General features: G+C 69.5%; 9 protein-coding genes. 2 read left to right on the top strand and 7 right to left on the bottom strand.

Annotation, left to right across the window (positions count from 1 at the left end; all coding sequences use genetic code 11):
• The 3 genes from ASE12_RS14020 to topA are packed head-to-tail and all read right to left on the bottom strand — an operon-like array spanning position 1 to position 4,293.
• Positions 1 to 402 (bottom strand): MmcQ/YjbR family DNA-binding protein, encoded by a 402-nt coding sequence (locus ASE12_RS14020; RefSeq protein ID WP_056401809.1) that lies wholly within the window; start codon positions 400 to 402, stop codon positions 1 to 3.
• Between the two features lie 9 nt (positions 403 to 411).
• Positions 412 to 1,584: a low temperature requirement protein A gene (locus ASE12_RS14015; protein WP_056401806.1), complete on the bottom strand. Its 1,173-nt coding sequence runs from the start codon at positions 1,582 to 1,584 to the stop codon at positions 412 to 414.
• 21 nt (positions 1,585 to 1,605) lie between these two features.
• Positions 1,606 to 4,293 (bottom strand): type I DNA topoisomerase, encoded by a 2,688-nt coding sequence (gene topA / locus ASE12_RS14010; protein ID WP_056401803.1) that lies wholly within the window; start codon positions 4,291 to 4,293, stop codon positions 1,606 to 1,608.
• 127 nt (positions 4,294 to 4,420) lie between these two features.
• Here topA and ASE12_RS14005 point away from each other — a divergent pair, with 127 nt between their 5' ends.
• On the top strand, positions 4,421 to 5,650 hold the full coding sequence (locus ASE12_RS14005) for an MFS transporter (RefSeq protein WP_157412934.1): 1,230 nt from the start codon (positions 4,421 to 4,423) through the stop codon (positions 5,648 to 5,650).
• Here the strand turns inward: ASE12_RS14005 and ASE12_RS14000 are convergent.
• Positions 5,611 to 6,183 carry an XRE family transcriptional regulator gene (locus ASE12_RS14000; RefSeq protein WP_056401796.1) on the bottom strand — a complete coding sequence of 191 codons (573 nt, stop codon included), beginning with the start codon at positions 6,181 to 6,183 and terminating at the stop codon, positions 5,611 to 5,613. The genes ASE12_RS14005 and ASE12_RS14000 overlap by 40 nt on opposite strands.
• Before the next feature lie 23 nt (positions 6,184 to 6,206).
• Here ASE12_RS14000 and ASE12_RS13995 point away from each other — a divergent pair, with 23 nt between their 5' ends.
• Positions 6,207 to 6,704, top strand: a complete 498-nt coding sequence (locus tag ASE12_RS13995; protein WP_056401792.1) for a GNAT family N-acetyltransferase — start codon at positions 6,207 to 6,209, stop codon at positions 6,702 to 6,704.
• 45 nt (positions 6,705 to 6,749) lie between these two features.
• On the opposite strand, the gene ASE12_RS13990 is transcribed toward ASE12_RS13995, so the two are convergent.
• From ASE12_RS13990 to ASE12_RS13980, 3 genes are all read right to left on the bottom strand, one after another.
• Positions 6,750 to 7,637: a maleylpyruvate isomerase family mycothiol-dependent enzyme gene (locus tag ASE12_RS13990; protein WP_056401790.1), complete on the bottom strand. Its 888-nt coding sequence runs from the start codon at positions 7,635 to 7,637 to the stop codon at positions 6,750 to 6,752.
• Positions 7,638 to 7,680: 43 nt separating this feature from the next.
• On the bottom strand, positions 7,681 to 9,147 hold the full coding sequence (locus ASE12_RS13985; protein WP_056401787.1) for a class I SAM-dependent methyltransferase: 1,467 nt from the start codon (positions 9,145 to 9,147) through the stop codon (positions 7,681 to 7,683).
• A gap of 76 nt (positions 9,148 to 9,223) precedes the next feature.
• A complete protein-coding gene (locus tag ASE12_RS13980) occupies positions 9,224 to 11,638 on the bottom strand; it encodes a sodium-translocating pyrophosphatase (protein WP_056401784.1) in 2,415 nt (804 codons plus the stop codon).
• Positions 11,639 to 11,694 lie beyond the last annotated feature (56 nt).

Raw genomic sequence — 11,694 nt, 5'->3', positions numbered from 1 at the left:
CTAGGCGGGGCGCTCGACGCGAGCCACGAGCTTCTGCGGAGCCATGACGCAGAAGCTGTCGGTCAGCATCTCGGCGAGCTCGTCCCAGTCGGTGTCGTCCCTCAGCTCGAGCCCGACGACGTCGCGGCCCCACCGAGCGACGAAGAACGGCGGGCCGGCCTGGCGGAACGCCTCCAGCTCGTCGCCCGGGGCGCGGAACGTGACGACCGTGACGGGACCCTGGTCGGCGATGAAGCGCGCGTATGCCTCAGGCCGCCCGTCGTCGATGACCAACGCATGGGCGAACGTCTTGCGTCGCACGCACCAGCGCAGGCCGGTCCACGCGGTCTCCTCGTAGGCGTCGGGCAGCGCGAGACAGATCGCACGGAGGCGTTCGACGATGTCGAGCGACACATCGGTCATGCGCCCAACCTAGGACTCGGCGCCGACACTCTCGTCACGGTTGGTCGTCAGCCGGATCTCGGTGACGAGCACCGTGACGGCGATCAGCCCGGCCCAGAGCTCGGAGTACGGCACGAACGTCACGGCGATCATCGCGAGGGCGCCGGCGGCGAACGGCCCGGCGGTGCGTATGGATGCGTCGTGCAGCCGGATGCTGACGGTCCAGAGCGCCACGAGGAACGCCGCGCCGGACCCGGTGACGAAGGCGCTGCTGACCAGGTCGGAGACCTTCGAATGGTCGTCGGAGTAGAAGTCGACGCGCGCCGCCAGCCCGGCGCCGAGAGCGGCGGCCGTGCCGAAGATGACGTAGTGGCCGAACCCCCAGACGTACCCGACCGAGTTGTCCGTGAGGATGTCGGCGTTGTCGCGAGCGAAGTAGAGCCACCAGCCGCTGAACGTGCTCAGCACCCCGCCGGCCACGACCAGCCATAGCTCGGCGGGCGGGTGCGCCTTGTCGAACGCGACCTGCAGGGCGATCGTCACCGAGAGGATCGTCTCGCCGAGCACGATGATGAAGAACAGTCCATAGCGCTCGGCGATGTGGTGCGGGTGCCACGGCGTCGTGCCGGCGAGCTCGGCGTAGAACGGGACCCCGAAGTCGAGGGCCACCATGACGAGGAAGAGCCAGATCGGGATGTGCCCGGAGGTCACCAGCAACGCGACGACCCAGCCGACCTGGACGAGGATCAGCCCGTACGCATAGCGGAGCGCCGTCGTCCGCCGCTCCGGGTGGCCCGAGGCGGCGCGCAGCCACATCAGCACCAGGCCGACCCGCATGATGACGTAGCCGACGACGCCGAGCGTGAAGTCCTCGTGGAAGATCCGGGGCACGCCGGCCGCCAGCACCAGCGACCCGAACACCTGCAGCAGTGTCAAGATGCGGTTGACGGTGTCGTCAGGGTCGTACGCGGAGTTGAACCAGACGAAGTTGAGCCAGGCCCAGAAGATCGCGAAGAACGAGACGGCGAACCACACGAGACCGTGGCCGGCGTGGTCGGCGGTGATCTCGTGGTGCAGCGACAGCGCGGCCTGCGCGACCGCGACGACGTAGCAGAGGTCCGTGAACAGCTCGAGCGGCGACGCGACGCGGTGCGCCTCGTGCGGGTCCCGCGGTGACAGAGGCCTGACGATGGGGCGCAACATGGCCACGATTGTGGCAGGTCGTCAGGCCTTCTTGGCGACCGACTTCTTGGCGGTCTTCTTGGCCGGCGACTTCTTGGCGGTCTTCTTCGTGGCCTTCTTGGCGGTCTTCTTGCCGCCCTTCTTGGCCGGGCCCTTGGCACGGCGCTCGGCGAGCAGCTCGAAGGCGCGCTCCGGCGTCAGCGTCTCGAGCGAGTCGTCCTTGCGCAGGGTCGCGTTGTACTCGCCGTCGGTGACGTACATGCCGAAGCGGCCGTCCTTGGCCACGACCGGCGAGCCGCTGACCGGGTCGTTGCCGAGCTCCTTGAGCGGCGCCGCGGCAGCCCGCCGCCCGTACGTCTTGGGCTGCGCGTAGATCGCGCGCACCTCGTCCTCGGTGATCGTGAGCAGCTGGTCCTCGCGCTCGAGCGACCGGGAGTCGGTGCCCTTCTTGAGGTAGGGACCGTAGCGGCCGTTCTGCGCCGTGACCTCGGTGCCGTCCTCCTCGACGTAGACGACGCGCGGCAGCTTGAGCAGCTCGACGGCCTGCTCGAGCGTGATCGTGTCGAGGTCCATGCTCGCGAACAGGCTCGCCGTCCGCGGCTTGTCGGCCTTCTTGGCGTCCTCGGGCAGCGCCTCGGTGACGTAGGGACCGTAGCGACCGCTCTTGGCGGTGATCATCAGGCCGGTCTCGGGGTGCTTGCCGAGCTCCTTCTCGACGCCCGAGGGGCTCGCGAGGAGCTCCTTGGCGCGGTCGAGCGTCAGCTCGTCGGGCGGCAGGTCGTCCGGCACGTTGGCGCGGGTCGGCACCTTCTTGCCCTCGGCGTCCTCGGTGAACGGCGGCCCCTCGACGTACGGGCCGTAGCGGCCGACCCGCAAGTCGATGTCCTCGCCGAGCGGGAAGGTCGCAAGGCCCCGCGCGTCGATGTCGGGCAGGTTCTCGACAAGGCGCTTGAGCCCCGTGTCGCCCTCGCCGGTGCCGGTCCAGAAGCTCGTCAGCACGTTGAGCCGCTCCTCGCGACCCTTGGCGACCTCGTCGAGGACGTCCTCGAGCTCGGCGGTGAAGTTGTAGTCGATGAGCCGCGGGAAGTGCTGCTCCATCAGCCGGATCACCGAGAACGCGATCCACGCCGGGACCAGCGCGGTGCCCTTCTTGTAGACGTAGCCGCGGTTCTGGATCGTGCCGACGATCGAGGCGTACGTCGACGGGCGGCCGATCTCGCGGGTCTCGAGCTCGCTGATCAGGCTGGCCTCGGTGTAGCGCGACGGCGGCTTGGTCTCGTGGCCGGCCTTGCCGAGCTCGGCGGCGGTGACGGTCTGCCCCTCCGACAGGTTGGGCAGCTTGGTCTGCTGGTCGTCGCCCTCGGCGTCGGAGTCGTCGTGCGACTCGACGTACGCCTTGAGGAATCCGTAGAACGTGATCGTGCGGCCCGAGGCGCCGAACACGACGTCCTCACCGGTCGTCGCGGTCGCACCGATGCGGATGGACACCGAGTCGCCCTTGGCGTCGTTCATCTGCGAGGCGATCGTGCGCTTCCAGATCAGCTCGTAGAGCCGGAGCTCGTCGCCGCCCAGGCCGGTCTGCTGCGGGGTCTTGAACCGCTCGCCCGCGGGACGGATCGCCTCGTGGGCCTCCTGCGCGTTCTTGACCTTGCTGGCGTAGACGCGCGGCGAGGCGGGCAGGTAGGCGGCGCCGTAGAGCTCGGTGACCTGGGCGCGGGCCGCGTTGAGCGCGGTCTGCGACAGGGTCGTCGAGTCGGTACGCATATAGGTGATGTGGCCGCCCTCGTAGAGCCGCTGGGCGACCTGCATCGTGCGGGCGGCGCCGAAGCCGAACTTGCGCGACGCCTCCTGCTGCATCGTCGTGGTGCGGAACGGCGCGTAGGGGCGGCGCGTGTAGGGCTTGGACTCGACCGAACGCACGGTGAACGGCTGCTCCGCGAGCGCGTCGGCCAGCGCCCCGGCCTGCTGCTCGTCGAGGTGCGCGACCTTGTCGGACGTCAGCTGTCCGGCGTTGTCGAAGTTGTTGCCCGACGCGATGCGCTTGCCGTCGACGCTGAACAGCTTGGCGGGGAACTGACGCGGGTCGAAGCCCTCGCCGGCGTCGAACGTCGCCTCGAGGTCCCAGTAGGACGCGACGTGGAACGCCATGCGCTCACGCTCACGCTCGACCACGAGGCGCGTCGCGACGGACTGCACACGTCCGGCCGACAGCCCGCTCATGACCTTCTTCCAGAGCACCGGGCTGACCTCGTAGCCGTAGAGGCGGTCGAGGATGCGGCGGGTCTCCTGGGCGTCGACGAGGTCCATGTCGACGTCGCGGGGGTTGGCGATGGCGTACTGGATCGCGTCCCTGGTGATCTCGTTGAAGACGATGCGCTTGACCGGGACCTTGGGCTTGAGCTCGTCGAGCAGGTGCCACGCGATGGCCTCGCCCTCACGGTCCTCATCCGTCGCCAGGACGAGCTCGTCGGCGTCCTTGAGGAGCTTCTTGAGCTTGGTCATCTGCGACTTCTTGTCGGCCGAGACGACGTAGATCGGCTCGAACTCGCTGTCGATGTTGACGCCGAGGCGGGCCCAGGTCTCGCCCTTGAAGGCCGCCGGCACCTCGTCAGCGCCGCGTGGCAGGTCGCGGATGTGGCCGACGGAGGAGTCCACGACATAGCCGTCGCCGAGGTAGCCCGCGATGCTGCGGACCTTGTTGGGCGACTCGACGATGACGAGACTGGTCACTGGTGAACTCCTGATTGGTCAGACGCAGCACACCGTAGCGTGTGTCGTCAAGACTTCATGCATCCGCATCTGTGAGCGCGTACGGCGCGTCGATCGGTGACAGTCGGTCCTGAGGTGTCCGTGCCGGGTGAAATACTTTCCTGTGGCCTTCTCCGGATATGCGCAGCTGTGGGCGGACAAGTCCGTCCGAACGCTGTTCATCGCGGCCTTCTTCGCACGCATCCCGATGATGGCTGCACCCCTGGTCTTCACGCTCTACGTCGTCGGCGACCTCGACGGCACCTACGCGCAGGCCGGCGTCGTCGCCGCCGCCACGACCCTCGGTGCGGCGATCGGGTCGCCGTGGCGCGGTCGCCTGATCGACCGGCTCGGCATGCGTCGCGCGATCCTGCCCTCGATCGTCGCGGTCGGACTCCTCTATCCCCTGGCCACGTTCGCCTCGTACGTGTGGCTGATCCCGATCGCGCTGTTCATGGGGCTGTTCCTCATCCCCGTGTTCTCGATCGTGCGGCTCTCGCTGAGCGTCATGGTCGAGGAGCGCCAGCGCCGCACGGCGTTCTCCGCCGACTCGGTCATCTCCGAGGCGAGCTTCATCATCGGCCCCGCCGCCGGGGTGCTCCTCGTGACCCAGGCCGGCGGCGACGCAGCGCTCTACGCCGTCGGCGCGTGCGAGGTCCTCGCGGGCCTGATCTTCCTGCGGCTCAACCCGCCGACCCGCTCGGCCTCGCAGGATGACGACGCGGCTCCCGCCGAGTCGACCGGGGCGTCGATCCTGTCGGTGCCCGTCGTGTTCCTCTTCCTCATCTCGGGCGGCACGATGGCGACCCTGGTCGGCACCGACCTCGGCATCATCGCGGAGCTCCGCGAGCTCGACAAGGTCGGCGCGATCGGCTTCACCTACGGGTTGTGGGGCTTGTCCTCCCTGTTGGGCGGTCTGATCTACGGGTCGCTCAACCGCTCGATCCGGCCGACCTATCTACTGCTGGCCCTCGGCCTCACGACGATCCCCGTCGGGCTCGGCGAGCAGGTGTGGTCGCTGTCGCTGTGGGTCATCCCCACCGGGTTCCTCTGCGCGCCGACCATGACGGCTGCCGCCGAGTGGATCGCCAAGCTCGTGCCCGAGGAGCGCCGCGGCGAGGCGATGGGCTGGCAGGGCACGGCGTTCACGATCGGCGGCGCGGCCAGCTCACCCGTCATCGGTGCCGCGATCGACGAGGTCGGCGCCTGGGGTGGCTTCGTGGTCGGTGGCCTGGTCGCCACGGTCATCGCCCTCGGGTGCTGGAGCGGTCAGCTGATCCCGGCGTTCCGGCCGAGCAACTACGTGTCGGTCGACGACGAGAACACCGTCACGACGTAGCGCACGTCGTCGGGTGACGCGTTGCGGTAGACCACCGGTGCCGGATCGCCCATCCGCAGCCGGTCCCCCGCCGCGAGCTCGTAGGTCGTCTCACCCACGACGAACGTCAGGACGCCCTCGACGACCCACACGACGTGCATCCCGAAGTCGTACGACTCGGCCGGCACCGCGACCTCCTTGCCGGGCGGCATCACGATCTCGGTGATGTCGCCGGCCGGTGTCGTGATGACCTGCCGCCGGCGATAGCCGGTGTCGGGATCCACCCACAGCTCCTGGTCGTCACGCGCCAGCACCCGGGTGCCACGGGGCTCCCCGCGTGCGATCAAGGTGGAGACCGTGAGGCCGAACGCGCCGGAGAGCTTGCCGAGCAGCGTCGCGGTCGGGCTGCTCTCACCACGTTCGACCTTGTGGATCATGGCCCGCGACACCCCGGAGCGCTCGGCCAGCTCGCTGAGCGACCAGCCGCGCTGCTCTCGCTCGAGCGCCACCCGCTTGCCGATCCGTGCGCTGATGTCGTCTACTATGGTGGACATATCGCCACTATAGGGGAGACTCGATGATCATCCGCGACGCCGTGCACGACGACCTCCCCGCGATCCTCGAGATCCACAACGACGCGATCCGCACGACCACGGCGATCTGGGACGAGACCGAGGTCGGCCTCGACGACCGGCGTGCCTGGTTCGACGGCCGGCGATCCGCCGGGCTCCCGGTGCTGGTCGCGGAGCGCGACGGCAGTGTCGCGGGCTTCGCGACGTACGGGCCGTGGCGGCCCAAGACCGGCTACCGATTCACGGTCGAGAACTCGGTCTACGTCCATCCGGACCACCGTCGCCGCGGAGTCGCGAACGCCCTGATGCCGGAGCTGATCGACCGGGCCCGTGCCGGTGACGTGCATGCCATCGTCGCCGGCATCGAGGCCACCAACACCGGGTCGATCGCCCTGCACGAGCGGTTCGGGTTCCGCCAGGTGGCGCTGCTGCCCGAGGTCGGCTTCAAGTTCGATCGCTGGCTCGACCTGGCCTATCTGCAGCTGTCGCTCAGCGGTTCCTAGGCAGGCCGGCCGCGGCCGACCGGGAGCGAGCTTGCGAGCGAAGGGCTAGCGGCGGAACAGCGAGGTGAGGCCGCCGAGGCTCTTGGCGGCGAGCGCGAGCCCCTTGCCGCCGGGAAGTCCCGGCACCTCGTCGAGGATCGGCGCGAGCGTCGTCAGTCCCGCCGGGTGCGAGATCTTGAGGCGCCGCGTCGCGAGCAGGCGCACCGGCTCAGCCCGCCCGGCCGCGGCCTCCAGCAGGTCCTTGGCGCGGCCCGCGATGCGGGGCCCGTGTGGCTTGCCGGTGACGGGAGTCGTGGTCCAACCACCAGCCTCGTACGACGTGAAGCTCCACGCCGCCTCGTCCGCGATGATCCCGATCGTCGCGTCGGCTCCGGCGCGCGCCGCGAGTGCTCCGGTCGAGTCGGCCAGGGCCGCGATGCCGTGCCGCAGGAGCACCTCCGGGCAGTCCACGTCCGCGGCGTCGGCGATGTCGAGGGCGTGGATCGCCAGCTCGTACGACTCGGCGTGCACGACCGTCAGCAGCGGCAGCGGACCGGTGACGCTCGCCACCAGCTCCCGGCCCCGCTCCTGGGCGAGCCCTGATGCCAGCAACGCCGCCACGTCATCGCGGGACTGCCGGAGCGCGGCGCGTACGTCGTCGTCACTCGCCCCTGCGCGAGCCTTCACCAGCTCGGCGTTGAAGCCGTCCGCGTCGAGCGGCTGCCGGGCAGCGTCGGTCCCGACCGTCTGCAGCACCTGGTTCAGCGCCGAGCGCCCGACCCACGTCCCGAGGTGCACGACGACCTCGCGGACGGTCCAGCCGGGCAGGCGTGTCCGTGCCGTCAGGTCAGCCCGTTCGACGAGCTCGATGAAGGCGTCCCAGCTGTCGAGCACCGTGGCCGCGAGGTCGTACCCGGGCAGGTCGATGACACCGTGAGAGGAGGCTGACGTCATGCCTCGAGCATCTCGCGGGCGACGCGAGCACGCATGCCGAGCCTCACTCGAGGAAGCCGTCGGCGACGAGCTCGCGGACCGAACCGGCATACGTACGTCTGAGGTCCGCAGCATCGCGGTCCAGCAGCGAGGCGAGCGCGTCGAGGATCTGGCCGGCCGACAGGTCACCCTCGCTGGCGCTGACCAGCCCGGCCTCGACGGTGTCGACCTGGCGCGCACGGCGTACGCCCTGCTGGAGCCGCAGCACGATCGACTCCGGGTGCTCGGCGCCCGCCGGCCCGCGGGTCTCCTCGACGAGGTCGGGGGCGTGCCGGTACGCATGGTCGAGCAGCGCCTCGTCGTCGAGCCCGCGCAGCGTGTCCGTGCGCCGGCCCCATGCTGCGACGGCCGGTCCGACGGGCGGTGCGACCTCGCCGGTCCACTCCTCGAGGCGGTGCACGGGTGTCGCCGACGTCTTGCGCATGCTCAGCCAGCCGAAGCCGACGGCCTCGATGCCGACCTCGGCGAACCAGTCGAGCCACGCGTCGTAGCGGCGTACGTAGTCGGGTGCCGAGGCGAGACCGGCGTCGGCGAGCCACATCTCGACGTACTCCGAGGGGTCGACGAGCTCGCGCTGCACGACCCACGCGTCGAGCGGCTGACCGGCGAACCACTCCTCGAGCCCGTCCTGCCACGCCGTGTCGGTGCGGTGCGCCCAGTTGGCGAGGATCTGGCACCAGCCGCCCTCGTTGAGATGAGCCGCGGCGTTCTCGACGAGGTGCCGCACGACGCTGTCGCCGGGCATGCCCGAGTCGCGATAGACCAGCACCTCGCTGCCGGGCGGGGAGATGACGAACGGCGGGTTCGTCGCGATCAGGTCGAAGGTCTCCCCCGCAACCGGGTCGAACAGGCTGCCGTCGCGGACGTCGATGTCGAGCTGGTTGAGCTCAGCAGTGAGCCGGGCCATCGCCAGCGCCCGCGGGTTGACGTCCGTGGCCACGACCTCGCGGGAGTGCTGGGCGAGGTGGAGCGCCTGCACGCCACAGCCGGTGCCGAGGTCGAGCGCCCGGCCGACGGACTCACGGATCGTCAGCTGCGCCAACGACGACGACGCCTCGCTGATGCCGAGGACGTACTCGGGGCTCATGGGCGCCTGCCGCACGTCGAGGCCGGGCGTCGGGTCGCACACGATCCACCAGTCGTGGTCCTCGTCGCCGTACGGTCGTACGTCGACCAGCGCTCGCACCTCGCCGCCTGAGGCCTCGAGCATCCCGGCGGCCACGAGCGGCTCGACGAGCCCCGGCAGTGCGGCGTCCGCGCGGCTCCGGTCGACGGCGACCTGCAGGGCGAAGAGCCGTACGAGCGTGGCGAGGTCGCCCCCGCCCGCCGTGGCTCGCCGGGCCGGCACCGTCTGGTTGCGTCCGAGCGCGCGATGGGCATCCTCGCCGAGCAGCGCGAACACCGCGTCGACGGTGAAGTCGGCCCTCGCCAACGCCGTGCGGAGATCCTGGACGTAGGCACCTTCGATCATCCGCCCACCCTGTCAGACGTGCCGGAACGCACGAACGGCGCAGACCCGGAGGTCTGCGCCGTTCGTGGTGGTGCGACTAGGCGACCGGAGTGGCCGCCGGAGCGATCTCGTCGACGATGCCCGTGTCGAGTGCGATCGGGCGACGCTTGGAGATGTAGACCGCGACCGCGATGATGACCACCGAGACGCCGGCGATCGAGTAACGCATCCAGTCGTTGGCGTCCTCGCCGTACGAGTACTTGATGATCAACGGCGTGGCGAGCAGCGCCACGAGGTTCATCACCTTGAGCAGCGGGTTGATCGCCGGACCGGCGGTGTCCTTGAACGGGTCACCGACCGTGTCACCGATGATCGTCGCCTCGTGGGCCGGCGATCCCTTGCCGCCGTGGTTGCCGTCCTCGACGAGCTTCTTGGCGTTGTCCCACGCACCACCGGAGTTGGCGAGGAACACCGCCATGAGCACACCGGTCGCGATCGCGCCGGCGAGGTAGCCACCCAGCGGGCCGATGCCGAGGCCGAAGCCGACGGCGATCGGCGCGAAGATCGCGAGGATGCCGGGCGTCGCCAGCTCGCGCAGCGAGTCACGCGTGCAGATGTCGACGACCTTGCCGTACTCAGGACGGCCCGTGCCCTCCATGATGCCCGGGATCTCGCGGAACTGGCGGCGGACCTCGTAGACCACGGCGCCGGCCGCGCGACCCACAGCGTTGATCGCGAGCCCAGAGAACAGGAACACGACCGCGGCACCGAGGATCAGACCGACCAGGATGCTCGGATCGCCCACGTTGATCTTGCCCTGCAGGGAGTCGAACTCGCTGAGCAACAGATCCTTCGCCTCACCCTGGCCGACCTTGGCGCCCTGGATCGAGGTGGAGATCGAGCTGCTCAGCGACCCGAACAGCGCGGTCGCGGCCAGCACAGCCGTGGCGATCGCGATGCCCTTCGTGATGGCCTTGGTCGTGTTGCCGACCGCGTCGAGCTCGGTGAGGATCTGCGCGCCCTCCTCGTCGACGTCGCCCGACATCTCGGCGATGCCCTGGGCGTTGTCGCTGACGGGGCCGAACGTGTCCATGGCGACGATGACGCCGACGGTCGTCAGCAGACCGCAACCGGCGAGCGCGACGGCGAACAGCGCGACGGTGATCGAGCCGCTGCCCAGGAGGAACGCACCGAACACTGCACCCGCGATGACGATCGCGGTGTAGACCGCCGACTCGAAGCCCACCGACAGTCCCGACAGGATCACGGTGGCCGCGCCGGTCAGCGAGGTCTTGCCGACGTCCTTGACCGGACGCGTCTCCGTGCCGGTGAAGTAGCCGGTCAGGGCCAGGATGACAGCGGCGAGGACGATGCCGATCAGCACCGCCGCGATCGCGATCAAGCGCGGGTTGTGGTCGAAGCCGGGCTCCGACGCCTGGTTGGCCTGACCCAGCGTCGTGATGATCTGCGACGTGTCGATGCCCTTCAGGTCGGTGAACTTGCTCGGCAACAGCCAGAAGGCGGCGCCGACGGATGCGGCGGCCGAGATGAGTGCCGTCAGGTAGAACGAGCGGTTGATCGTCGTGAGCCCACCCTCACCGACCCGCGGGCGGGTGATGAACACGCCGAGCACGGCGGTCAGGGCGCCGATCGCGGGGATCACGAGCGGGAAGACCAGCCCGACCTCACCGAACGCGACGGCACCGAGGATCAGGGCGGCGACGAGCGTCACCGCGTACGACTCGAAGAGGTCGGCGGCCATGCCGGCGCAGTCGCCGACGTTGTCGCCGACGTTGTCCGCGATCGTCGCGGCGTTGCGCGGGTCGTCCTCGGGGATGTTCTGCTCGACCTTGCCGACGAGGTCGGCGCCGACGTCAGCGGCCTTGGTGAAGATGCCGCCGCCGACTCGCATGAACATCGCGAGGAGGGCCGCGCCGAAGCCGAAGCCCTCGAGCACGACCGGCGCGTCGCTGGTGTAGATGAGGACGATGCCACCGGCACCGACCAGACCGAGACCGACCGTCAGCATGCCGACCGTGCCGCCGGTGCGGAACGCGATGCGCATGGCAGCTTCGCGGCCCTCGTTCTGGGCGGCCGCGGCGACCCGGATGTTGGCGCGCGTCGCGAGCCACATGCCGAGATAGCCGATCGTGGCGGAGAACCCGGCGCCCAGCAGCAGCGCGACGTAGCGGCCGATCTTGACCTTCCAGTCGTTGTCCCACCCGAGGACCGCCGCGTCGAGCGCGAACAGCATCACGAGGGCGACCAGGGCGAAGACGGCGAGGGTCTTGAACTGCCGGTTGAGGTAGGCGGCAGCGCCCTCCTGGACGGCCTGACCGATCTCCTGCATCTTCTCGGTGCCTTCAGACGCCTTGAGCACCTGGGAGCGGAACACGCCCGCCATGATGAGCGCCAGGACCCCGACGCCGACGACTGCGTACAAGAAGTACGAGTCCTTGTCGGAGAAGTCGAGGTCGCCGCCTACTGCGGCAACGAATGTCGCGTTTGCCATGTAAATGTCCTCCAGATGTAAGGCAAGACGTGGAACGGGTCCGGAGAACCGGACCG

It is taken from the genome of Aeromicrobium sp. Root236, from assembly GCF_001428805.1.
Classification (GTDB): domain Bacteria; phylum Actinomycetota; class Actinomycetes; order Propionibacteriales; family Nocardioidaceae; genus Aeromicrobium.
The sequence above is the reverse complement of the archived record's forward strand: the minus strand, read 5'-3'. Positions and strand labels throughout refer to the sequence as shown.

Coding starts and splice junctions, on each gene's coding strand:
- ASE12_RS14020 (WP_056401809.1), bottom strand. CDS start 402: ATGACCGATGTGTCGCTCGACATCGTCGAACGCCTCCGTGCGATCTGT.
- ASE12_RS14015 (WP_056401806.1), bottom strand. CDS start 1,584: ATGTTGCGCCCCATCGTCAGGCCTCTGTCACCGCGGGACCCGCACGAG.
- ASE12_RS14000 (WP_056401796.1), bottom strand. CDS start 6,183: ATGTCCACCATAGTAGACGACATCAGCGCACGGATCGGCAAGCGGGTG.
- ASE12_RS13995 (WP_056401792.1), top strand. CDS start 6,207: ATGATCATCCGCGACGCCGTGCACGACGACCTCCCCGCGATCCTCGAG.
- ASE12_RS13990 (WP_056401790.1), bottom strand. CDS start 7,637: ATGACGTCAGCCTCCTCTCACGGTGTCATCGACCTGCCCGGGTACGAC.
- ASE12_RS13985 (WP_056401787.1), bottom strand. CDS start 9,147: ATGATCGAAGGTGCCTACGTCCAGGATCTCCGCACGGCGTTGGCGAGG.
- ASE12_RS13980 (WP_056401784.1), bottom strand. CDS start 11,638: ATGGCAAACGCGACATTCGTTGCCGCAGTAGGCGGCGACCTCGACTTC.